At 53.7% G+C, this 24,985-nt stretch carries 11 protein-coding genes; 5 read left to right on the top strand and 6 right to left on the bottom strand.

Annotation, left to right across the window (positions count from 1 at the left end):
- Positions 1-20 precede the first annotated feature (20 nt).
- Positions 21-3,191 carry a SusC/RagA family TonB-linked outer membrane protein gene (locus tag DCC81_RS21525; RefSeq protein ID WP_165806688.1) on the bottom strand — a complete coding sequence of 1,057 codons (3,171 nt, stop codon included), beginning with the start codon at positions 3,189-3,191 and terminating at the stop codon, positions 21-23.
- 707 nt (positions 3,192-3,898) lie between these two features.
- Between DCC81_RS21525 and DCC81_RS21520 the strand changes: the two genes are divergently transcribed.
- Positions 3,899-5,479: a right-handed parallel beta-helix repeat-containing protein gene (locus DCC81_RS21520; protein ID WP_165806687.1), complete on the top strand. Its 1,581-nt coding sequence runs from the start codon at positions 3,899-3,901 to the stop codon at positions 5,477-5,479.
- 343 nt (positions 5,480-5,822) lie between these two features.
- Here the strand turns inward: DCC81_RS21520 and DCC81_RS21515 are convergent, their stop codons facing one another.
- Together DCC81_RS21515 and DCC81_RS21510 are read right to left on the bottom strand one after the other, a co-directional pair.
- On the bottom strand, positions 5,823-6,737 hold the full coding sequence (locus DCC81_RS21515; protein ID WP_108688735.1) for a helix-turn-helix domain-containing protein: 915 nt from the start codon (positions 6,735-6,737) through the stop codon (positions 5,823-5,825).
- Positions 6,734-7,708, bottom strand: a complete 975-nt coding sequence (locus DCC81_RS21510) for an NADP-dependent oxidoreductase (protein ID WP_108689279.1) — start codon at positions 7,706-7,708, stop codon at positions 6,734-6,736. The genes DCC81_RS21515 and DCC81_RS21510 overlap by 4 nt, the downstream gene beginning before the upstream one ends.
- 167 nt (positions 7,709-7,875) lie before the next feature.
- Here DCC81_RS21510 and DCC81_RS21505 point away from each other — a divergent pair, with 167 nt between their 5' ends.
- The 3 genes from DCC81_RS21505 to DCC81_RS21490 all read left to right on the top strand — a co-directional run bounded on the left by DCC81_RS21505 (position 7,876) and on the right by DCC81_RS21490 (position 11,025).
- Positions 7,876-9,075 carry a metallophosphoesterase gene (locus DCC81_RS21505; RefSeq protein WP_108689278.1) on the top strand — a complete coding sequence of 400 codons (1,200 nt, stop codon included), beginning with the start codon at positions 7,876-7,878 and terminating at the stop codon, positions 9,073-9,075.
- 465 nt (positions 9,076-9,540) lie between these two features.
- Positions 9,541-10,041 (top strand): SRPBCC family protein, encoded by a 501-nt coding sequence (locus DCC81_RS21495; RefSeq protein WP_108688733.1) that lies wholly within the window; start codon positions 9,541-9,543, stop codon positions 10,039-10,041.
- A 198-nt stretch (positions 10,042-10,239) separates the two neighbouring features.
- Positions 10,240-11,025 carry a class I SAM-dependent methyltransferase gene (locus DCC81_RS21490; protein WP_108688732.1) on the top strand — a complete coding sequence of 262 codons (786 nt, stop codon included), beginning with the start codon at positions 10,240-10,242 and terminating at the stop codon, positions 11,023-11,025.
- Here DCC81_RS21490 and DCC81_RS21485 read toward each other — a convergent pair.
- Complete coding sequence (locus tag DCC81_RS21485) at positions 11,022-11,987, bottom strand: glycoside hydrolase family 43 protein (RefSeq protein ID WP_240613041.1); 966 nt, start codon at positions 11,985-11,987, stop codon at positions 11,022-11,024. The genes DCC81_RS21490 and DCC81_RS21485 overlap by 4 nt on opposite strands.
- Positions 11,988-12,258: 271 nt before the next feature.
- Positions 12,259-13,728 (bottom strand): serine hydrolase domain-containing protein, encoded by a 1,470-nt coding sequence (locus DCC81_RS21480; protein WP_165806686.1) that lies wholly within the window; start codon positions 13,726-13,728, stop codon positions 12,259-12,261.
- 403 nt (positions 13,729-14,131) lie between these two features.
- Here DCC81_RS21480 and DCC81_RS21475 point away from each other — a divergent pair, with 403 nt between their 5' ends.
- A complete protein-coding gene (locus tag DCC81_RS21475; protein WP_108688730.1) occupies positions 14,132-20,533 on the top strand; it encodes a papain-like cysteine protease family protein in 6,402 nt (2,133 codons plus the stop codon).
- Positions 20,534-20,593: 60 nt separating this feature from the next.
- Here the strand turns inward: DCC81_RS21475 and DCC81_RS21470 are convergent, their stop codons facing one another.
- Entirely contained in the window at positions 20,594-24,871 is a 4,278-nt protein-coding gene (locus DCC81_RS21470) for an AAA domain-containing protein (protein ID WP_108688729.1), read from the bottom strand.
- Between the last annotated feature and the right edge of the window lie 114 nt (positions 24,872-24,985).

Genomic DNA, 24,985 nt, shown 5'->3' with positions numbered 1-24,985 from the left:
TTTTTTACCTGATAGAATGGTTAGAATCCAAATTCAACTCCGAAAGAATGCAGTCTTGTTTTCGGGTACACTTCCGCAGAAATAATACCCTGTGCCAGCGCGCTGGAGTTAGCACCGGCAAAGCCTACTTCCGGGTCCACGTTCTTCACTTTGGTCAGCACAAACAGGTTCTGTCCACTGTAGTACACCCGCAGCTGTCTTATCTTCATCCGTGTGAGCAGCGCGCCGGGGAGATTGTACCCCACCTGCAGGTTTTGCAGGCGCAGGAAAGAGCCTTTCTGTACGTGGAAGTCAGAGATCTTCTTGTAGTTACCGTTCGGGTCATACTGGAAAGCATTGCCATTGATGTAACCAAACCTGGGCTGGCTGGTCAACCCATTGCCATACATAAAGGAGCTGTTGAATACCTGGCTGGTGGTGTTGAAGTCGTTGTAGATGCTCTTGTAGTAACCATCCATGCCATTATACACATCATTGCCATACACCCCGTTAAGGAAAGCAGCGAGATCAAAGCTGCCGTAGGTGAGGCCAATGTTAAAGCCATAGGTCATCTTGGGCAGCGGGTTGCCGATCACGGTCCTGTCTTTATCATTGATCACACCATCACCGTTCCGGTCTTCATACCAGATATCGCCCGGACCAGAGCCGGCTGCATACCAGTACGCATTGCCATTGGCCTGTGCTTTTGCATTCAGCGCATCCATGGTTTTCTGATCCGGGATGAGGCCTTTTGTTTTGAGGCCAAAGAACTGGGAAATGGGCGCATTCAACTGGGTACGGGCCACGGCGCCAGACCAGTACTCACCGGCGGAGCCCGCGTCTATGGGCAGGTTTTCCCCGCCGAAGGACAGCAGCTTGTTGTGGTTAAAGGCTGCGTTAAAACCAACGTTCACACCCAGCTTACCAAAGTTGTTATTGTAGTTCACGGTAAATTCAAAACCCGTGTTCCTCATTTTACCCAGGTTCATATCCAGCGCATAACTGTCGGATGCGGAGTGGCCGTTGATCATGCCGGAGCTGATGGGCAGGCTGCGTTGGTACAGCATGTCTTTTGTATCGCGGATGTAGTAGTCCAGTGTTACATTCAGCTTGCTGTCAAACAGGCCTACGTCTGCACCCACGTTGGTGGTGGTCACCGTTTCCCAGTGGATGGACTCATTGGCCACGCGGCCTATGCCCCAGCCGCTTACAGAACCGGTGCCGGGTAGTTCGTTAAACTGTGTTTTATCATAATTGGCAAGGGAAGGAATGTACACGTAGCTGCCCACGCCATCATTACCCAGGCTGCCGTAGCTGGCGCGCAGTTTCAGATCGGACAGTGCGCGGAACCTGTTCTTCAGGAATTGCTCTTCCGTCAGTCTCCAACCCGCGGCCGCAGAGGGGAAATTACCTTTGCGGTAGCTCGGTGCAAAACGGTCGCTCATATCCTGGCGGAGGTTTGCTTCAAACAGGTATTTGTTCTTATAGCTATAGTTCACCTTCCCGAAATAACTGAGCATGCGGGTTACGCCGTAGTTCATATCGGAAGAGCGCCCGCTGGTATTGCCCGGTACATTGCTCAGGGCAGAAGACTCTGAAAAGCCCACCGGGAAAGCATCTGAGATCACGGGAACGGAGTAGGCGGAGTTTACCGCGTAGATAGAACCCGAAAGATCATCCTGGGAAGACTTCCTGGCTTCCGTACCTGCCAGCACTTTAAACTCATGATCACCTACTTTCCTGCCATACGAAGCTACAAGGTTGCCCACGTATGCCATGGCCAGGCTGGCCTGCTTACGCAGGTTATCCTGGGGCTGGTTCGACTGGCCGGAGACATACCATTTGGCTTCAAACTGGCGGGCCATGCTGGTGGTGAAATCACCGCCACCGGTGGCCCGCACGTGCAGGCCATCAATAGGCTCTACGTCTATATACACATTGCCTTCTGTTTCCAGGCCGTTGTAGCGGCGGTTCGTTGTATTTACATAAGCCGCCCAGTTACCACCGTTGTAGTTACCGGAAGCCGGCAGGCCGCCCCAGGAGCCGTCCGCGTTCTTGGGCCGCATCATGGGGGAAGAACGGAAGGGCAGTGCATAGGCATTGGCCGCGGTACCGGTAATGGTGGGTGGGTTGTCTGCATAAGAATACAGGTTGAGGCGCTCTCCTATTTTCACTCTTTTACCCAGGTCAAAGTCACTGTTCACGCGCAGGCTGTAACGTTCAGACCAGGAGTTGTAGACAATGCCGTCCACGCGGCGGTAGCCTGCAGATACATAAAAGTTCTGCTTGTCGCTGCCACCGCTGATGGAGGCATTGTAGTCCTGTTCCTTGCCGGTGCGGTAGAGGTAATCCACCCAATCCGTGTTCACCGAATCACTCCATGTGGTAGCAGTGGGAATGATGGCAGCCCAGGCCTTTTTATATTCCGGTGTGCCCAGCAGCTTAGGTAAGAAAGTGCCGTGGGTGAAACCATTGCTCAGGGAAATGTCCACGTTCATTTTTTCCCTGCGGGCGCCCTTCTTGGTGGTGATGAGGATCACCCCACCGGCAGCGCGGGCGCCGTAAATGGCGGCAGACGATGCATCGCGGAGCACCTGGATATTTTCAATATCGCGGGCGTTCATATTAAAACCGGTATTGCCAATGGCCGGCACACCGTCCACCACGTACAGGGGCGACATGCCACGGATATTGCCTACGCCGCGGATCACCACCGTGCCGGTAGAGCGGGGATCGCCACTGGCGCTGGTTACCTGCACGCCGGCGGCGCGGCCCTGGAGGAGGTTTGCCACCCCGGTCACTGCCGTTTTAGAGAGGTCTTTCGTGTCAATGGAAGACACAGCGCCCAGCAGGTTGGCCTTCTTTTGGGCACTGTAGCCAATCACCACGATGTCCTGCAGCTGCTTGGAGCTGGGCGCCAGGATCACCTGGAGGTTGGTGTGCTGGGCATCTACCGCCACGGCACGGTTGGTAAATCCTACGCTGCGTACGGTGAGCGTAGCGGGAAATTTTGATACGTGGAGGGTAAAGCGGCCCTGCGGATCGGTGCTGGTGCCATTGGAAGTGCCGTCTTCCATGATAGTGGCGCCGGGTACAGGCTCATTTTGCTCCGAGATCACTACGCCCTTTACAACCGGGCCTTGCGCAAATGCAGCGGGGATGCCGGCAAAGACGGTGAATACGAGCAGCACAATGCTGAGGAATTTGCGCATGTTCATATGCTTTACAGTCAATTTTTTGTGAAATAAATCAATGTCGGGTGCGGGAAGCATACAGTGTGGGGCAGATGGCACCAGTGGGTGCGACCGCCCGCTGAACGGGAACTCATGTAATTTTTTCATATGCGTGGAAGTGGAAATTAAAACGTGGCTCAAATGCTGACGCCAAAAGTACCTTTGGCCGCCAGCTGGTGCAAGGAAAAGGGGTCAAAAAGGGCAAACAAACTGCGAACAAAGTGCAAACAAAATTCCAACGCACTTAAAATCAATTACTTGTAAACAGGTCTATACAAGGGTTAACCAATAAGGTATTTAACCGGCTGGAAAAATACCAAGCCTCCGCTGAACAAACCGAATAGTGAACCTACATCGAACTATCCTTGTGCATGCATTGGCTTCCCTTAAGCATACCCGTTTATATACGCAACGAGGAATGCCATGCCCTGGTTTTAAACGGGCGGCATGCCTCCGCGCGGTGACCTGCAACAGCCGGGGTATTCGCCTGCGGCAGCCAGAAAAAATCGAGTCATTCATTATATATAAATAAATGAATATTAACAAATTATAATTTTATTACAACTTTGTCCGCGGTTTGTTCCCTCTTTTTGGGCGTTTCTGTTTGGCTCCCGGCCCTGCCCCGTAATAGATTTGTAACCATGAGCGCCGGCGGCTGTAGACATTCCACATTAAACATTCCACGTATGAAAAAAACAAAGGCCTTATCCCGGGTGCTGGGCGCTATTTGCCTGCAAGCCGGTTTACTGAGCTCCTGCTCCAAACTGCCATTCCTGTTGCCGCCCCACGGGAGCGATGGCGGCCCGGTGGTGACCACCACCCGTTATTATATTGACAACAACGGCTCCGACTCTGCCGACGGGTTATCGCCCAACACGGCCTGGAAGACCCTCACCAAAGTGAACGCCACCACGTTCCAGCCGGGGGACTCTGTACTGTTTAAAAGAGGCAACGCGTGGACAGGTACCCTGGTCATAAAAAGCTCCGGCACCCATGACGCCCGGATCACGTTTGGCGCCTATGGCACGGGCGACAAGCCCAGGATCGTGGGTAACAATGCCACGCTTTCCGCGGTGCTGATCCAGGATGCCAAATACCTGACGTTCGAGAATTTTGATGTAAGCCATCCGCGGGCGGTAAGGCCACCAGATATTTCCCTGTCTGGCATTTACGTAGCCCTGGCCACGGCGGGCACTTACCCGGGCATCTGCATTAAGCATAATAACATCCATGATGTGGAAGGCATGCCCATTACCAACCGCCACCTGCAGGCGGGCATCTTTGTAAGGTCTAATGCGGCCCAGGCTTATTTTGACAGCCTGACCATAGAAGGAAATGACCTGAAGCGCTGCTCTTCCCGCGGCATCATGATGGGCGATGGCAGCAACAAGGACACCACTTATTATAACAATAACATCGTCATCCGCCAGAACGTGGTGGACAGCACTGCGCTGGAAGGCATCATCGTGTATACTTCCAAGAATGTGCTGATAGAAAATAACCGGGTACTGAACGCCGGCGCCTATACGCTGGGCGTGAATATGAACATTGTACTGGCAGGCCTCTGGGGCCGGGGCAAGAACATGATCATCCAGCATAACGAGGTAGCCTATACGCGGCTGACCAACCCGGTGCCATATGCGTCCATGGATTCCGAGGCCTTTGACATTGACCTGGGCACACCGGGCTACACGATCATCCAGTACAATTATTCACACGACAACCAGGGAGGCTTCTTCCTGCACATGGGCGATCCGGGGCCCGACTTTACCTACGGTATAGTGCGTTACAATATCAGCCAGAATGATGGCGACCCGTTTGGTAACCGCGTGTTTGAACTGCACGAGCATCCCAACGGAAAAGTAGTGCCGATCTATATTTATAACAATACCTTCTACGATGCTACCAAGATCGGGGTACTGGACCGTGCCGGCGGCACCGGCGTGCACCCGGGGCTGGAGTTCAGGAACAATATTTTCTATGCACCCGCCACCCAGTTTGATGACCAGGCCAATATTGTGTATGACCACAATTTCTATTACCCTGGTCCTAAAGCAGCCAGCGATAGCACTGGCTATACGGTAAACCCATTGCTGGTAGCACCGGGCAGTGGCGGCAGTGGCATAAATACGGTGAATGGATATAAGCTGCAGGGCAACTCACCCGCCATTGGTGCAGGCGTGTTGATCAGCAACAATGGAGGCCAGGACTACTTTGGCAAGCCGGTATCCGCCACCATGGCCCCGGCCGTGGGTGCAGCACAATAGCACGCAACGAAAGATTTTTTAGTAAAGAATGTGTCTTGTGGTATTGACACTCGTTAGCTACAGCATCATGCCGGAAGGTGTGGTGCTGTTTTTTTTATCTTGTAGTAGCCGGGCCGCATGCAACGCCACTCAGGAAAGCCATGGATACAATTACCATAAGTGGTGAGTGTTAGATCAAAATTTCGACGTTGAGCCTTAATGATTAAAAATTTACATTGCCCATGCCGTCTTATTTGATAGGTGATCAAACCGCGCAGAAAGTCGTGGATGGCCACGTGGAAGTGGTCTCAGAAGGGCGCTGGAAACTGTTTACAACGGAAGGGCTTTGAACATCCCTGCTCTTCTATTCAAACGAAGCCCTGAATGCCAAAGGTGATAATTTCGTCTTGGCCTTAAATAATTTACTGAACGATTGTAAGTGCTCAAACCCCAGCTCATAGGCTATTTCGCTCACCGTAAGCGTACTGGATGATAACTTTTCCTTCGCCTTCTCAATTAACTTTTCATGGATGTGTTGTTGTGTATTTTGCCCGGTGAGTGTTTTCAGCATGCTGCTCAGGTATTTGGGGGATACATTCAATGACTGCGCTACAAAGGCTACCGTGGGCAGCCCTTTTGTGCAAAGGTCATCGCTGCCGAAATAGGCGTCCAGCACGTCTTCCAGCCGTTCCAGTACCTGGTGGTTGGCTTTTTCCCGGGTAAGGAATTGCCGGTGGTAAAACCGGTCTGCATAGTTAAACAACGCTTCCAGGTGGGAGATGATAATATTTTTGCTGAACTTATCAATGTTGGTATGATACTCCTGCCGGATGTGGTGGACGAGGTCGTTGACGATGGTTTCCTCTTTTTCGGAGAGGAATAATGCCTCGTTCACGGAATAATCCCAGAAGTCGTACCGCCGGATGGTCTTTGCCAGCGGCGTATTCCAAAAGAAATCAGGATGAATGCATAGCAGCCATCCCGATTTTATGATCACTTCTTCTTTATCCACCATGAGCCCTACCACCTGGCCGGGCGCCACAAAAGACATGATGCCACCATCAAAGTCATAGACCTGTTGCCCATACTTCACCTTCACATACTGCGATTCGGCGATCCGCTTAATGGCCACGCAATAAAAGCCGTAGGACCAGCTTGCGGCATCGATGATGCGCACCCGGTCCACCGCACCTACATTGATCACGCTGATCAAAGGATGCTCCGGCCCCGGCAGGCGCTTGAACTGGTGAAATTCCCGGATGGTTGCAAAACGTTTCATATTTCCTCTTCTTTCCTGATCTCCAGCACGATCTTACCCCTTACGTGCCGGGTTTCGCTTTCGCGGTGTGCGGCGGCCACTTCTTCCCATGGATATACTTTACTGATCACCGCTTTTACTTTCCCTTCATCCACGAGGGTTGCTACTTCTGCCAGCCGGTAACCAAAGTCGAGGTTGGTGCCGCCAATAAAAGTAGCGGTAGCCTGCTTTGCAGCCAGCGCATTGATAAATGCTTCGCTGAAGGGAAAATCCACCTGGGTACATACAAAAATACCGCCTTCCTGCATCACCTGCACAGATTTCATGCGCATAGCCGCATCGCGCACCGGTGAGGCATTGAACACCACCGTTACATCGTGTAGCAGCGTTTCAAAATTTTCATCTTTATAGTCGACCACTTCATCCGCCCCGAGTGATCTCAGAAAATCGAAGTTATGGGCGGAAGCGGTGCCGATCACGTAAGCGCCCCGCGACTTTGCAAACTGCAAGGCCATGTTGCCCACCCCACCAGCGGCGCCATGGATGAGGATGCGCTGCCCCGCCTGTACATTGCCCAGTTCCATCACGCCATTCCAGGCAATAGACGCACAGGAAGCCATGGCGGCAGCCTCGTTAAAAGTAGCCGTGCCCGGCATCCGGGCAAACTGGGTGGCCCTGGCGGCCAGGTACTCCGTGTAAGCGCCGTCCAGGAAATTGGGCAATCCATACACCCGGTCGCCTGGTTTAAAATTTTCCACGCCTGCGCCTACCGCTTCCACCACCCCGGCCAGGTCTATGCCCAGGCCCATCGGCAGCTGCAGGTAAGGCCGTAAAAAATCATTGCCGCCCTCGCGGATAACATAATCTGCCGGGTTTACGCTGGCCGCGTATACTTTCACGAGGATCTCACCGGCAGCGGGCACGGGGCGGGCTACGGTTTCCATTTTCATCACCTCCGGGCCGCCAAATTCATGTATTCGGATTGCTTTCATATCCATTGTTTTTTATGGATACAAAGGTCTGAACAGGTGTTTACATGCGTTTAGCCTAAATACCCTTTGTCTTAGCCAAACTGCCCACGGTGCATTTCATAAAATTTTGTTAACCGTAAAATATTGCCCTCTTCCATTCGTCTTCCTATAAAATGCGTTCCGTATCTATGGCACAAAGATTTATTTTGATTCTGCTCCTGCTCGTTGTGGGAGATCTCTATTTTTACCAGGCTGTTACAACCCTTACCCAAAACCCGCTGTTGCACACCGCTTACTGGCTGGTTGACCTCGGCATCATTGGCGGCATTGCTTCCATCCTATTCATCCGCAGGGCCGGGCATACGCCCCAGCGCCTTATTAACGGGCTCATGGCGGCTTTGCTGCTTATTTTTATACCCAGGCTGTTCTCTTCCGTCTTACTGATGGCAGAAGACGTGACCCGCCTGTTCCGTGGCTTCCCCGCCAGGAACCTGTATGTCAGCGAGGCCACCCTGGCGCTGGCCGGCGTGGTTTTCCTGGTAGTGCTTTTTGGCCTTACCACCGGCAAGCACTTTTACCAGTTAAAACGGGAAACCCTTTATTTCCCGGACCTCCCGGAAGCGTTTGACGGCTTTACCATCACCCAGTTTTCCGATGTGCATTCCGGCAGCTTCACAGATGCCAAAGGAGTACAGAAAGGGCTGGACCTTGTAAAAGATCAAAAGAGCGACCTGCTGCTCTTCACCGGCGACCTGGTAAATAACATGGCTTCGGAGATGGACCCATGGATCCCCCGCTTTGCCACCCTGCATGCGCCTTACGGCAATTACTCCGTGCTGGGCAACCATGACTATGGCGACTATGCCCGCTGGGAAAGCAGTGCTGCAAAGGCGGCTAACCTGGAACGGCTGAAAGCCATCCATGAAGAGATCGGGTTTAAACTGCTGCTCAATGAAGCGGTGACCATCCGCAAACAAGACCAGAGCATTTCGCTGGTAGGTGTGGAGAACTGGGGCAAGGGCGGCTTCCACAAATACGGCGACCTGGAAAAAGCTACCGCCAATGTACCGGACAATGCATTTAAGATATTGATGTCGCACGACCCTTCTCACTGGGACGAAGTGACGCTCGGGCACAACCAGCACATCCACCTCACCCTGGCCGGCCATACCCATGGCATGCAGTTCGGCATTGAAATGTTTGGTTTTAAATGGAGCCCCATTAAATATTTTTACAAGCAATGGGCAGGCCTTTACCAGCAGGGCAGCAAGTATTTATATGTGAACAGGGGCTTTGGTTTCCATGGCCTGAGAGGCAGGATAGGCATCTGGCCGGAGATCACGGTGCTCACGCTGAAGCGGGGCGCGGCCGCCGTGCAGGCGGCATAGGCTACACCGGCATTTAATTGTTTTTATGGTTCACCGCCAGGCCGTCTTTGCGAAGACAGCCTGGCGGTGAAGTGTTTCAGCAGCGCCTGTTCCCACCACGGGGGCCAGGGAGCCCCCTTTTCCAACGGTGGTTGTTCTCTCCCCGGGGGAACAGCCACTGCGCCTTGCATGGCTCCCTGGATGTCCTGAATGCGTTCTCATTGCCCTTCCCTCCTACCCTTCCTGCAAAACCGCTCCCAAAAAACTTTCAAAAATTCTTTCAAAAAAATTTGCGCAACTGATCAGTTGCTTATATATTTGCAACTGAATAGTTGCGCAATTATTGAGTAGGGAAAAACATTACCAACTTGAAAATTGAAAAAAAATGAATGCATTTGAAAAATGGTTGCAGCACCTTCAGCAGCTATGGCAGGAACGCCTGCAGCGCCTGGACGAAGTATTACTTAAACTCAAACATAAAAAACCATGAACAGCATCCTGCAATTTGATTTCCTTGCCGACAAGCAAAACAACACACTGACCATCCGTCGTGAATTCCTGGCCGACCGCGCCCTTGTGTGGGACTGCTACACTAAAAGGGAACTGCTGGACCAATGGTTTGCTCCCAAGCCGCTCACTACGAAAACAAAATCCATGGACTTCCGCGAGGGCGGCCACTGGCACTATGCCATGGTAGAGCCCAATGGCACCGAGTACTGGGGCCTCACGCACTACAAAAAGATCCAGTCCATTGATTATTATACCACCACCGATGCCTTTTCCAACGAAGCGGGCGAGATCAATGAGGCATTGCCGCAAGCCGCATGGCGCGTCACTTTCACAGACAAAGGTGAGAACACATTGGTAGAAACTATTGTTACCTATAAGTCACTGGCAGACCTGGAACAAGTGATCCAGATGGGCATGGAACAAGGCATGATCGCTACGCTGGAAAAACTGGATGAACTGTTACTGACTTTAAAATAATAGCCACAGGAACGGGGTGCCGCCAGCTACCGTTGTGTAAAGCAGGGCAACAGGTTGTCATGACCTGCTGCCCTGCTTTTTTTGCAAAATGACCATCCGTAAAGCAAGGCAGTACGTGTGGGGGCGGGCAAGGCTTGCCGGCAGCTGGGCTTTGTTACGGATAGAGGGAATTCCTTACCTTTCTGTAAAATCATCGTTATGGGCTCACAGGCTATCCAGGCGCAATTATGGGGGCGCAATCCCCAGGCATGGTCTTCCATCCAGGAAGCTACCTGCCAGTCGGGTTATGACCATGCCTTACAACTGCTGCAACTCACCGCTGACATTCACTTGCTGGATGTAGGCTGCGGCTCCGGCCTGTTTTGCAGTGAAGCATATGGCTACACCAAACACGTCACGGGTTTTGATGCTACACCCGGGCTGCTGGAAGAAGCCCGCAAACGCGCACCGGCACTCACTTTCATCAATGGAGACATGGAAGCGCTTCCCTTCCCGGGTGCACAATTTGACGTGGTGACCGGCTTCAATTCTTTCCAGTTTGCCGCCGATGTTAACAAGGCACTGGCAGAAGCCGCGCGGGTATTAAAACCCCGGGGCCGGCTCATTGCCATGATCTGGGGCAATAAGGCAGATTGTGAAGCCACCGCTTTCCTCGCCGCGGTGGATAGCCTCCTGCCCCCGCCCCCACCAGGGGCGCCGGGCCCCTTTGCCCTCAGTGAAGATCAGCGGCTGGAAAAAGCGATACAACAGGCAGGGCTCACCATCCTTACCAATGACGATGTGCCCAATGTCTGGGAATACCCCGACCTGCCCACCGCGCTGGACGGGCTGTTGTCTGCAGGTCCGTCTGCCAAAGCTATTGCGCACAGTGGTTATGATAAAGTAAGAACGGCGCTCAGCCATGCCGTAGCGCCGTTCACACAGGACAATGGCCACGTGGTATTCCGGAATAAATTCAGGGTAGTGATGGCGCAGAAAGCCTAATCCTGCAACCAGCGGAAGGAGTTTCCATCTGCTTCCAGCACATCTTCCCCGCCCTTCGCCGGCTTAAACCGGAGATCCACCACGGCCGTGGCGCGCGGGGCCACCGCACTGTCTGAGCGGTGCGTATGCAATACATAGTGCATATGCCCTTGCTGGTCCGTAAATACATCCCCATGACCAGAGCCGTTGTGGCCAACGGTTTGCCGGCTGATGATGGGGTTACCCGCGTATTTTTTCCAGGGGCCGGCGGGCGAGGCAGCCGTAGCGTAACCTACCGCATAGTCCTTGCTGCGGAAGTCATTGGCAGAATAGACCAGGTAATAAGTTTGTTTATGTTTCAACACCGTGGGGCCTTCTGATACCGGCCATCCGGCGGCGGCGGTATTCTCCCAGGGCTCCGTGGCGGCAAGGCATTCCTTTTCCGTGCCGGGGATGATATCAGACAGATCCGGCTTCATCTCTGCTACAAAAATGCGGTTGCCATGCTGCAGCTTCACGTGGTAGAGGTATACTTTACCGTTATCATCAAAGAAAAGAAACGGGTCTATCTGTTTGGTATCGCCACGCAGTGCTTTGAATGACGACTGGCGGAAAGGCCCTGCAGGGCTGCTTCCCCGGGCAATGGCAATATGCTCATCGGCCGTATAGGCCATGTAATAACTACCTTTATACTTCACTACCTGCGGCGCCCAGAAACCGTGGTCGCCAAAGCTCTCTCCTTTCTTCAACGCCAGGCGCTGCGCAGTATCCGCCGGCTGGGACCACGTTTTCAGGTCTTTCGATGTATAGACCAGGAAGCCACGATCACTGCCCGTTCCATACAGGTAGTACATGCCTTTGTCTGAAAATACCGTGGGATCGGCAAGGAAGATGGAGGGTTGTTGCTGTGCGCGGGCATGGATGCCGCATAACGTGGGCGCCGCCAGCAGCAGCGCTTTAAGCATGGTTTTACGTATAGTCATAACAGTTAAAGATAGCAAAATAAATCCCCGGCGCTTACAGGTGCTCCAATAATGCCTGGCAGTAATTTTCCACGGCGCCTTCACCGTAAGACAGAACGCACTCATTACATCATGTAACGCAACTGGTCTTTCCCATTGGTAATGGAGCTGAAGGGGAAAGCGGGCAAAGCAGCCCCTCATGCGGACAATCTGGCCGCCGGGCATTGCACCTGCATTCATTTTCCCTCCGGGTAAGCTTTAGAGCGGGGGCACCTGCTATCGCCAGGCGGTATCATTTATCGGCAGGCATCACAATAATTCCCCAAAAAAGATCGTCCGGCGGGAGGGAGTCCCAGTTGTTATAAGCATGCCCTCCGTCCGACCTGTAATGCAGTGTGTACTCGCCTGCCGGCAATGTGATCAATGTATCCACCTTTTGATTTTTCGCGGCGCCACCAGCATGCACCCCCGTATGCCCCTTCATCTCCCACAACACTTTGCCGCTGCGGTCTTCTATCCAACCCGCATCACACCAGAAGCTGCCGTCGCCCGCACAATCCTCGCCCACAGCATAGACCCTGAGCGTGGTGGCATGCGCTAACCGGAAAGGGGATGAAAGTTCCTTATTCACGCCCACATCCACCAGTGCTGCAATGCGTTTACCTTGCGGCACACCCGGATTTCCGGGCGTACGGGGAGGCTGGTAAGCTGCGTATAACTTGGTGGCCTTGGCGCTATCGCCATTCAGTAACGCGATGGAAGCCTGCACGATCCGCTCTTTATTCCTGAACAGGTCATCTACATCCTGCCGGATGAAGCTTCGGTAAAACAATTGCCCCACCGGTGACATCAACAGGTCTCCATCGCCCAGGGGAAAAGGCTGGCTGAGTTTGTCCGTGTTGCACAGGACCACCAATGTCAGCTCGCGTGCAGGCACCTTTATAAACAAAGCAGATTGTCCGGAGCTTTGCCCATAGTGCCAATAAAAAGTATCGCCGCGGTAAGGCTGTACAAACCATCCCAGGCCGTAAGGCGTGATTACGCCGGTGCTCGTTCTGTTGGCCGTGAAGATCTCCGCCTGTGTGGCGGCACTGACGAACTGGTGCCGGTCTATGGCTGCCCCATATTTGAGCAGGTCTGCTACGGTAGTTACCAGGCCGCCAAACGCGCCGAATGAAAAGGGCTGGCCCTTTACAATGTGGCCCTGGTTATCCAGTTCATAAGGCCGGGTGGCATGGAAAAAGGCGGTATCAAAAAAAGGCGTAACGGCGGGATTTGTTTTGCGGTAATCATAATACTGATCCAACGGTATGGGCGGGGCGGAAGCCGTCATTTGCAGGGGCATAATAATACGCTCCATCAGCAAGGCATAGAAAGGCATGCCTGTGATCTTTTCCAGTACAGGCCCCAGCATTCCAAAGCGGGAACCATTGTACTGGTACCAGGTGCCAGGTATGCCTTCAGAGGTATGTGTGAGCAGTTCCCGCACTGTGATGTCCGGGTTCCCCGGATACACCCCGTATTGTGAAACGCGGTCATCCAACCGTAGTTTTCCCGCTTCTACCAATTGCATGACCAGGGTGGAGGTAAATGTTTTTCCTATAGACGCCACCCCAAAAGCGGTTTGAGGTGTCACCTTTATGTGCCTGTCCAGGTCTGCATACCCCAAGCCTTCCGCCAGCAATACCGTATCCCCCCGCTGTACCGCCACTGCCATCCCCGGGATCTTCAGTTGCTGCCGTAGCGCCTCCAGTTGTTGCAAGAACGGATCGCGTCCCGTTTTCTGTTGTGCCACAACAGTAGCGGTGGGAAACGCGATCAAAAAAAACAAACCCGCAACAATGGCGGATGCACGAAAGCATTTTCTATCAATAGCGCATGTGATAAAGAACGGGCCTGGCATGATGGGGAGGGTATTTGCCTGATAAAATACAGTTTTTTATCCGCAAAGGAAGAAAAACTGCCGCCCCCGCTTTATTCACCACACTTATCCTCCTAAATCCACCAGTTAGAAAAAATCCCCTGCCACCGGCCACCTTCCGCTATACTGCATTCCTCCACATGCCCTATTTTCGCTCCAGTGAATACACTACCGCCTATCTATTCCCCATCCTGCACTTTACTGTAATACCCCGTTTTTTTTGTACCCCAAACCCACCACTGTTATGGCTTCTTTACACAGATCACTAGCGTACGCCGGTAGCAACCTGTCCCAGATTGAAAGCGATTTTCCTGACTTCAAACAGGTAAAGACGGAATTTGTACTGCCGCTCTACAACTACACACCACCCGGCAATGACAAGCCGGCAAGCCGCGCCGCCGCCGGTTTCCAGGCCCTGCCGCAAACCCTGCAGTTATCAGATACCGCTTACCAGCAGGACATTGCACTGGCCCTGCTCACCGGCAATAACATGGTGGGTTTTGTGTACTACTGGATCATGCAGTTCAACAACTCCCAGCAGGTGCCCCTGGACCTTCAAAAGCTGGTGGGCAACCTGGCGCTTGGCATCGATGTAAAAATGAATGGCCACGTAACCCAGCAACTGAGCGCGCTGCCTTTCATCCTGATGCCACCCACCAGTACACCTACTACCAATACGCCTTCCCTCCTGTTGCGGCGTGGCGTCGCCGGCATGGCTGCTGCTACGGATGGAGGCGACACCAATGCGGCACTGGAAAAACTGCTGAATGAAACATTGGTGCTGCTCAACACGGACGCCCTTGCAAAACTGCAGGCCGCCGTGCCCAATACGCCACTGGCTTCCATCATCGCATTTACCTCCCTCTCGTTCAAAAAAGACGGGGAGAAAATGCCGGTAATGAATGTGCCCGGCTACCAGGCCCTTGCCGGCCAGGCCAGGGAACAGTTCTCCATCATTGTCAGCGACACGGATTACAACCTGCTGAAAAGCTTGCCTGCAGCCACTTTCAACGCACTCTTTGATTTCCCCCTCACCATACCGGCCCTGAACCCGGTCGTAGTGAAAGGCGATGTTACCTTCACCGGCACGGATCCCGTGAAATACAGCAACCTTACCAGCTATGACCTGGTGCTGGACTACACGGGCAATTCCGCTAAATACGCGTGGGATAATTATACCAATACAGACATTCCCGGGCGCAAAGTGAACTTTGACTTTCACGCACAAAACGATATCATCCTCGACACGCAGAGCGCCGGCACGGTAACCCTTACCGTGAAACTGTACGATGGCAGCATTGTGTGGAAACACAGCTACCAGCCGGACGATACCACGCTCCAGGCCGTGCACATTGAAATACCACTGGTGCAGGTACCCGTGCTCACGGCAGATCCGGGTAGCCCCGGCAGCAACAACCAGCCCATTAAAGGACAGGTAGTGGAGATCAGCGGTAAATGCCTGATGAAAGACATTACCGTGGTGCTGCAGGCGAAGAACAAGGCCACAGACGCCGATTGGAAGGTCATTGGTGTAGCCACCACGGACATTACCGGCAGCTTTACCATGCCTTACCCGCTGGGCAGTTATGAAGTAGCACAGGCCTTGATCTCCTTATCCCCGGATAACCCGATCCCGGTGAGCACCATCCCGCTGGCATCCCAGCAATCGCCTTTGCAGACCATCACCACGGATTATTTGTACCTGCTCATAGAAGGTGTGGACTGCAGTGGTGATGAAGATGCAGACGCAGATTGCAGCTGCCACAGTACCGATAGTAAAACGCCCCGCCTCCCCGACCAGAAAGACCTGATCGGGTCCGATAAATTTTCACAGGACCTGGGTGGCGGCACCTGCATGAACCTCACTACGCCCAACCGTACGCTCAGTGAGCAAACCTACTACGCCATTGTACGCACTTCCGATCCAGATGTGGCCAACTATGTGCTGGAAAAAAGTACCGTGCAGCAGTTGGACGGTTTTCAAAAAGTGTCCTTCACTTTGGGCGACGGGCAGAAGGTAGAACGGGTGGAAGTAAGCTATGAAACCCCCATCCGCTGGCAGGACGCCCCGGACACCATCGATAAGGATAACCATCTTTCCATTTACCAGGCGGTGAATGTGGCGCATGGCCACCTGCTCACGTACAAATCTGTGCTCAAGGCAGATGGCTACTCACTGGGCGACCTCCTTTACTCCCTGCCACTGGCCCCGGGGCAAAAGAAAGAGATCGTGGTGTTTGACTACAAACGTTCTTTACAGGGCTCCGAAACACAACAGCTTTCCCAGCGGGAAAGCCTTTCCGCGGGCATTGTAGACGACCGCAGCATCATTGACAGCCTGAGTGGTTCCATTGACCAGTACCTGCAGGGGCAAAGCAGTGCCAGCACCGGCGGTGTATCCGCAGGGCTGGGCGTGGGCGCTATTTTAGGCCCGGTGGGCGCGGTGCTGGGCGTATCCGGCGGCTACTCTTCCTCTTCTTCCAATGCATCGCAAAACAGCTCCCGTAATACCAGCCAGGCCTTTGGCGAAACCCTGCGCAACGCTATCATGCAAAGCTCCAGCGCGTACCGCCAGCAGAATGGTACACTGATAGACACCATCCAGGAAGGACAACAATATTCCACCACCACGGAAGTAGTGGCCAATCATAACCACTGCCATTCCCTCACCATGCTGTATTTTGAAGTACTGCGCCACTACGCGGTATTCCAGGAACTGGTGCAGGTAGAGGAATGTATTTTTGTGCCGCTGATCATGACCAACTTCACGATGGAGAACATCCATAAGTGGCGGGATGTGCTGGCCGCCAACCTGATGTACCGGCCGTCTAACACGTACCTGCCCATGTTCCGCGGCCTCAATCCCTTGCTGAAAGGTTTTGATGCCAATGACCGCGTGCTGACCAACTGGTCCAACGTGGACTTCCCCGCGGGCCGCTATTGCGATGAGACCATTACCGAGATCACAGGGCAGATCAATTTCCGCGTGAGCATTCCCCGGCCCAAGACCCGCTTTGACCGCATCCTGTCTTTGCCCATCGTTAAAAAAACCGTGACCACCCAAGGTGGCGTGGATGTAGTGGGCACCGTGGAAGACAATATCAAGAACGCCGTGATAGGCGCCATTGTGCCGTGCGCCGCAGGTGGCCCCAGCATCAAGCGGGAAACCAACACCACGGAAGTGATCACCCGCGGGCAGATCTTTGATATGTTCATGACCCTGGATGCCAACTATGAAACCGTGCCCCCGGCCAAATGTATCCGTGTGAACTTTGATTCTGTGGATACACCGAATATCCCGTTCCTGTATTTCAACGACGCCTATACACCGCTGGATTTCTTTGCCGGCATGGAAAAGGAAAAGAAACTGTGGGATGCCTATGCCAGCCTGCTGGGCATGACCACCAATGAGCTGCTGCATTATTTCAGCAACAATGTGATCGCAGACTGGGACCAGATCTTCAACGATTACATTGCCCCCATGCTCATTGCCAAGCTGATAGACCAGTACAAGATCACCATCAAACCCCTGACTGGCCTGGACTTCACGCCGCTGGACAAATACAACGGTGGCAACCGCCTGCTGCGCTATACCCTGCGCGGTGACACCTCCCAGGCCCGCGTAGACATTACGCAACTGGACATCCTGTACAACATTGCGTTTGCCAACCAGATGGAATTTTTCCAGTACATAGACCTGCGCGTGGAAAGCCTGCGCGTGAACTATGCCACTGCGCACTATAACGGTACCATCGTGAGCAAAACACTAAACGATGACCTGGTGGATGGTGTAAAAGACATTTACACCCCCCTCAACTTTGACGAAAAACGCAACCCGCGCAAGGAGGATAAGTTCATCGTGAACGAACTGATCACGCACCTGAACAGCAACGTGGAATACTATAACAAAGTGCTGTGGCGCGCGCTGGACATAGACCGGCGCTACCTGCTGCTGGATGGTTTCCATATCCAGGTGTATGATGACCTGAACCAGCCTGGCCCCATGAAAAGCCTGGCCTCTATTGTAAAAAACCAGCTCATAGGCATAGCGGGCAACTCGCTGATCTTCCCCGTGGCTGCGGGCGTGAAAGTAGACCGCTCTTACATCGTGGTATCGCAAAACGCAGACGGGCAGCCCAGCAATGAAGTGAAGATCTCGCTGCTGGATCACTACAAACCGCTTACACCACCCGATCCGTTCCGCATCAGTGTGCCCACCCGCGGCGTATTTGCAGAAGCCGTGATGGGCGCCTGCGACGCCTGCGAACCGGTGAAGGACAACTCTTCACAGGATTGGGATAAATTCACGACCGATGAGCCCACGGCCATCAACCCTGTAACGGTGCCCACGCCTGCACCCACAGACTGGAAAGCGGTATTCAAGGACTTTGCTTCACCACTGGTAAATATCCAGAACGCACCGGCACTGCCGGCTCCGGGCGCAGGACTGGCAGGCCTTTCAGACCTGCTGGGCAAGGCCGATATCTTCAAAGACATCACCGGCCTGGATGCCAACCAGAAAAATGCCATGGCTACTTACCTGTCTAACCAGGAAAATGCCAAAGCCTTTGCACAGATGGCCAAAGACATGGCCGTACAGGCACATAACACGCAGAACGATGATAAGATCAAGAGCGCGATCAACGATGCACAGGCCAGTGGCAACCTCACCAAGGACGATGCTGGCAAACTGACCAAAGACCACATTCAACAAATGATAGACGGCGGCGAAACTAAGCGCACGGATGCCGCTGCCGCAGCCGCCAAGAAGCCTTCCCTCACGGATGCAGCTGTAAAAGCGGTAGACCAGGGCAAAGCCGTGAAAGCAGAACAAACGGATGCCACTACCGGTAAAACAGAAAAAGTAGACATTGAAGGCGGCGGCCCGGAAAACGTGCTGGCCGACGCCGGCGGCACCATCCCGCTACTGCAGCAGGAAAATGACCTGGCCTGCTGGGCCACGGTAGCCACCATGATGGAATGCTGGCGCGAGTCAGCCAGTCTTTCCGTAGAAACCGTGCTGGGCATGGCTGGACAAACATGGTTGGATAAATTCACGGCCAAGCAGGGGCTGCGCTCCAGCGAAAAGGACCCCTTCGTGGAAGCCATGCACATGACGGCCGAACCGCCCGCCAGCTATACCTTGCAGCGTTACATTGACCTGGTGAAGACCTATGGCCCGCTGTGGATCACTACCGATGCCGCCACGGCCGCCGGCCAGTTCTCCCCGCATGCACGCCTGCTGAAAAAGATCACGGGCACCGGCACGCCTGATGGTATAGGCACTTACTTCTACTTCAATGATCCCTACACGGGCACGGAAGTGAGGGAATCCTTCAGCGACTTCCAGTCTGCCTTTGAACAGATGGTGACCGACAATCCCGGCCAGCTTTACAAACAGATCGTTCACTTTATAGAAGCTGTAGGCCCGGGGGAGGGCGGTAGCGGTAGCGGGACCAGTGCCGCGCCTACCGCTGCGCAACTGAACAGCAATAAGCCCACTGCCACAGACAGCATCATCATCAATAAAAATGCACTGAAAAAAGTAACCAGCGTTACGAACTGGGGCGACACTTCGGTATCGCACAACACCACCGTATCCGGCCGCCGTAATGGCAACGATGTGATCCACCTCATCCTGCATGAAACCGCGGCCGATACCGGCAACGGGTTCTCCCCGCCATACACTGCGCATATGGTGGTGCGCAACGATGCCACCGTTTGGCAGTTCAACGACCTGCTGGAACTGGAAGCACATGCCAACACGTTCAACGAAAAATCCGTCGGGATCGAGTTTGTGAACCGTGGCTGGCTGGCCAGTCCCAAAACAAAATATGACGATGGTACCGGCACCCTGCAGCCTTGCCCGCCGCGCGGCACTGCCTGCACCAGCACCGGTGATTGCCAGAACTGCGACAGCCAATCCCCCCTGTATTCTTACGGACATGAGGCCATCCCCGCTACCGAAGGGGGACTGGCCGCGCAGCAAAAGACATTGTTTGCCGAAGACAAGGGCTACCTGTGGTGCTTCTGGGGAATGGGCTTTAATATTTACCGCCTGCCCCAAAGCAAGGATCAGCTGGAAAAAGAAAAGGAACTGGTAGAATGGCTGGTGCGGGATCTTCCGATCGCTTACCTGAACTGGGTTTCAGACGGCAGCAAGTGGGATGCAACCAAACCCTCTTCGCAGGTGCTGGCCGGTTGGCTTGGCATTCCCATCACTGCCACCGGCATGCCGGTGCTGGACCTGCCTAATATCAAGGACACATGGCTGCAGGTAGTATCTTACAATGATGTAAAATCCTACTGGACCTTCAAAGCTGCCGATACGCCGGCAGCAGCGGACAAGGATAAAAAGCAGTTCTTCATTTTCACTACCGGGTTCAGTTACATTACGTTTGCGAACATGAAGACCACACCGGGTATTCTATCGCATAACGCAGTGTATGAAAATCATTCTGATGGATCTTTCCTTACATTGTATACGTGGCTGCGCATTGAAAAAGGTAAGGATAAGGATAAGGCGTTTGACCTGTGTAAGTCACTGATGAAGGATCACTTTATTAAGGCGACTGTAACAGCTGATCCGGCAGGGAAAAAGCGGACAGTGATCCTGCTGGATGTGAGTGACGGGAACCTGGCGTAGTGCGGGGCCGGTCCCCTTTGGGCGGACGATGCCGGTTTCTTTGTGAGGGCTTGCTTTGCGCTACCCTAGCACCTCACAATACACCGCATCGCCCGCATCCTTCCCACTTGCTCCTGCCATCACCCTGGGCTGTGACACGCTATGCAGCCCTGGCACCAGCTTCTTAAATACCACATAACTCCTTGCCTGCCGCTCCAGCAAAGGGCCATGAAAGATCAGCACATATTTATTCAGCGGGAATTTATCCATCAGCCTATTTACCTGCAGGGCCAGCAACGCGGCGCCCTCATTGCTTATACTTCCAAACACGTTGCCCGCATATAGCACCACCGTATTGGGCAGCGTGAACACGCTTTCCCAGTAAGCATCTTGCACCCCGTCCAGCGCAGTTACAAACTGCACCCTTGTATCCCTTGCCAGCAGGCCGGATGCTCCAAATAGCCGTGCTTTTTCCAGCATGGCGGGCGCTTTGTCCAGGCCTACATAATGAAAATAAAAATTTGGGCCTGCCCCAAAGTGCCGCTGGAAGGCTATTCCGCCGGTCATGGGGCCACAGCCGATGTCTATCAACGTTATGCGGTGATCGCATTGTGCAAATAACCGGCGCAGGTATGCATCATATGTGGCAAACACCTGCACGCTATTCTCATAGCTGTTATGTAACTGGTAATAGCAATACAGGTTCACTTTATCTGCGGTAGAAAATGCACCGGTAGCCGTGTCAAACTGCGCACGGCCGTATTCCACCACGTTCAATTGATGATGATCACGATCAAATCCTAATGGTTGGTCCGGCTGCAAGGTGCGCGGATCCTGGCGTAGCGGCATTACCACCAGTTCATCGAACACTGTTGCAAAGGCATCATTTGTGGTGGGCTTACTGGTATGCACGGGTGCTTCCAAAGAAAAATTTCCGGCCAGGAATTGCTCCGGTGTGGCGTGCACGTAACCGCCGCGGGAGCGGATAAATTCCAGGAAGCGGTAGTAAGTAAGGCTGTTGGATAAGATAACCGGGTTACCGGTTATAAAGAGTTGTTTGCGGGCGCGCGTGATGGCCACGTTCAATTTACGGTCCACTAACTGGCCATCCACCACTACGGCTTGGGAGAGGAAAGACAATTGCCGGTAATCATTCACACTGCAGGAGTAGATGATGATATCCCGCTCTGAACCCTGGAAGCGCTCCACGGTGTCTACCATCACTTCGTTCAGTTCAGGGATGCCCAATGCATGCAGGCCGCGTTTTATCAATGCTATCTGGCTGCGGTAAGGGGTGATGATACCCAGTGTTTGGGCAGTGGAAAAAGCCATGCCATTGCGCCGGTACAGGGTGTAGATATTTTTTGCTAATGTACAGGCAATGCAGGCTTCGTGGGTGTTGGTCTTATGGGTTTTATCCTCCACGTGCCTGGCCGCGGGGATGAAGGCCAGGCGCCGGCTGGCTACCAGTTGTTGCACCGGGTTGCCGGCTTCCACGTTTGCATAAATCAGGGCCTCCGTTTGATGTGGCGTGGGCACTTCCTGTAACTGGCTGTTGTAAAATGCATAATTGGGAAACAATGCGATCTCCGGGTGCATACGCCCCTGCTTGTGCAGCATGCCCCACACGGGTGAATCAGCGTCCCGGCTGTGCAGGTGGAAGAGTCTTTCAAAGAAAGAATTGCGGCGGTCGTGCAGGCCTACCTCGCGGAGGGCCGTGTCGTTTACGGCAGACTCGCTTTCCTTTTGCAACACCACTGCCGGCAGTTGTTTGTGATCCCCTATGAGGATAAACTTACCGATGGCATTGCCTCCCTCTCCATCCTTTGCGCTCAGCAGCCCTGCCAGTGCAGGTTCCAGGATCTGTGACGCCTCGTCTATGATGGCTACGTCAAAGTGTTTCAGTTTGAACAATTCCGTTTTACCGGCCAGGGATGCTACCGTCCCTACAAAAATGCGGTGGGTTTCCAGCTGCCTGCGTACATCGTCGCGGTTGTGGCAGCCCTGGATCACATGTTCCAGCAGCCGTTTGCGATGCTCCGCTGCACACGCCAGTTCTGCCCCGATGCGGATGTAAGCCGGGCTGCCGGCTACCGTGTCCAGGGCGTCACAGATCTCGTCTACCGCGCGGTTGGTAAATGACAGCAGCAGTATATTTTTCCCGGGCTCCGTGTAAAACTCTTCCACCATGGCTTTCAGGGCGCGGGATGTTTTGCCCGTTCCGGGCGGGCCTACCAGCAGGAAATAGTCATTGGCTTGTTTGGCCTTCAGCGTAATGGCATTGATCTCTGGCGAGCCATAACTGCCGGTCAGCTGCAGGTGCATGTGCTGCGTGGGCTTGCGCTGGTGCAGCAACAACTGGCGCCGGTCTTTATTAGCGAGCAGGAAGGCGTACAGGCCCCGGTACATGGCGTGGTACGATGCGTCCAGGAAATCACGTTCCACTGCGTAGCGGCTGCCGGCGGGCAATACCGCCTGGTTGCGCTGGCGGTAGCGGATGCGCACCGTGATGAAATCCGGTGCCAGTGCCTGGATGGTACCTTTGAATACCTGTTTGTTGGTCACATTATCCGTGGCCGCGTTACGTTCATACAGGATCACGATGTCGCCCTGGCGGAAGTTGTGCAGGAAATCATGTTCATACGCAGGGATGCGCAATTTCAGCGTGCGTGCTGCGTGCGCCGCGTGGTTTTCCACGATCTCCAGGTCAGTGAGGATCTCACCGGCCTCAAATTTTTCCGGCAGGGAAGAAAGCCACAGCGAGGAAATGCCGCGCAGGGTATCATATTCGGTATCCCCGGCTTTGGACAGGTATTGTTCCCGCGTTACAAAGGTGTAAAAGCTGTGAAAATAGGCCAGCTCCAGTGGCGTGGCGGTGTCAAAGGCCTGCCGGAAGCGCCGGATCTGGGGCACAATGTAATCTGTAATGAACCTTGGCGATACCCGCTCATTGGTGATCAATGTATCCGGTGAAATGGCACTGATCAAAGCATGGGTATCTCCCTGGCTAACGGCACTGGCTATACGCCTTTCATTGGCCACGATCCCGTTGCGCACATTCAGTACCTCGCGGATGGCACCCATGTAGGGCGTAGGCAGGCGCAGGTTGGCATCCGGTGCGGTGTATTTGGAATACAATATAAACGTGCTCAGGTCTTTGAAAGCCACGCCCAGCACCTTTTGTATGAGGATCTGGTAAATGAAGGCCTGGCTGCGGTGGTTGTGCCCTACCAGGGCATGATTGTCTTCCGGGTAAGGTGCCTTACCGGATTTCAGTTCTATCACAAACTGGGGCTGCCCCTTTTCCTGCAATTGCAGGAGATCCAGCCGGCCCTGCACGCCCAGGTGCTCGCAAATGAAACTGGGCTCCAGGATGGCATTTTCGCGGGCAATGCCACGGCCGGGAAATACATCATTCACCACGCGGCGGATATTGTGGTATTGCAATTCCACATCTTTGAAAAAATCACGATCCACCCCTTCACAGGTGGCAAATTCAAAGGGCGCATTGCGGAATGCCGCCCGCAGCGCCTCCAGGAATACCACCGGCCGGTCCGGTCTTTCATTTACAAATTCATCGAGAAACAGGTTGGCAATATTACCCAGCAGGATATGCCTGGTATTCTTTGCAGGTTCCAGTTTGGCTTGTATAAAATGCAGCGGGTGGGCGCCGTATTCCTTCATGCATTCTGCCAGGGAACTGATATCCACCAGGTAATCCGGCTCCAGGATGATGAGGCCCGGCACATAAGTGCCATCGTCTTCCACGTTCACTTCCAGCAGGTTTAACTGGCATCCCTTCCACAGCCGTGCGATGGTTTCGTTAAACGCGTCGTTCACACCGGCTACGCCATGCCGCACGCGGACAGGATCTTCCGAAGGCTGCGCTTCGTCCACTACGTACAGGTATTGCCCGTCCATCGTTACCAGCTCCACGCGCACGCGGTCCAGGTGGTGCTGGGCATCAGTGTGGGGCAGGTAAAGGTCTGCCACGGGCAGGATGGCGCGCAGGTCTTCAGGGATCGGTACTTCATAAAAGTGGCTGAGGGCCTGGCATACCGCTTTCAGGTCCTGCAGGTAAGTGGCTTCCTCCGGCACCGCATTGCGGTACAGGATATCATTGGAGTGTACCCGGAAGGTATTGACCCGGAAAGCCAGGCGCCCATCCACGTGGTATTTACTACAGACAAAATTGAGCCGGGAAAAGAAATTGGAAAACTGGATGGGCTCCTGCGCGGTAAGGTCTTTGCAGGCCCTTTCCAGCAAAGCGCGCAGTCCTGCATATTTACCAGCCAGGGTATTGGGTGCCGCGTGCATTTCCAGCACATCATCAAAAAACTCTAGTCCGTTTACGTTCATAACTTTCGTTCCTTCATCACCGGAAGTGCAGCCCTAAAAATAAAGATTTTCCGGTGAAGGAACGGGTGTTTAAAACGCATAGTCGCTCCATCCGCCATCTACGGCCGGCGTGCA

This window comes from Chitinophaga parva (assembly GCF_003071345.1).
Taxonomy (GTDB): Bacteria; Bacteroidota; Bacteroidia; order Chitinophagales; family Chitinophagaceae; genus Chitinophaga; species Chitinophaga parva.
Note: the sequence above shows the minus strand (reverse complement) of the source record. Positions and strands in the feature narration are given on the sequence as shown.

Excerpts from the sequence above, each read along its gene's own strand:
- DCC81_RS21505 (WP_108689278.1), top strand. The coding sequence starts at position 7,876 with ATGGCACAAAGATTTATTTTGATTCTGCTCCTGCTCGTTGTGGGAGAT.
- DCC81_RS21485 (WP_240613041.1), bottom strand. The coding sequence starts at position 11,987 with ATGACTATACGTAAAACCATGCTTAAAGCGCTGCTGCTGGCGGCGCCC.
- DCC81_RS21525 (WP_165806688.1), bottom strand. The coding sequence starts at position 3,191 with ATGCGCAAATTCCTCAGCATTGTGCTGCTCGTATTCACCGTCTTTGCC.
- DCC81_RS21510 (WP_108689279.1), bottom strand. The coding sequence starts at position 7,708 with ATGAAAGCAATCCGAATACATGAATTTGGCGGCCCGGAGGTGATGAAA.
- DCC81_RS21490 (WP_108688732.1), top strand. The coding sequence starts at position 10,240 with ATGGGCTCACAGGCTATCCAGGCGCAATTATGGGGGCGCAATCCCCAG.
- DCC81_RS21520 (WP_165806687.1), top strand. The coding sequence starts at position 3,899 with ATGAAAAAAACAAAGGCCTTATCCCGGGTGCTGGGCGCTATTTGCCTG.
- DCC81_RS21515 (WP_108688735.1), bottom strand. The coding sequence starts at position 6,737 with ATGAAACGTTTTGCAACCATCCGGGAATTTCACCAGTTCAAGCGCCTG.
- DCC81_RS21495 (WP_108688733.1), top strand. The coding sequence starts at position 9,541 with ATGAACAGCATCCTGCAATTTGATTTCCTTGCCGACAAGCAAAACAAC.
- DCC81_RS21470 (WP_108688729.1), bottom strand. The coding sequence starts at position 24,871 with ATGAACGTAAACGGACTAGAGTTTTTTGATGATGTGCTGGAAATGCAC.
- DCC81_RS21475 (WP_108688730.1), top strand. The coding sequence starts at position 14,132 with ATGGCTTCTTTACACAGATCACTAGCGTACGCCGGTAGCAACCTGTCC.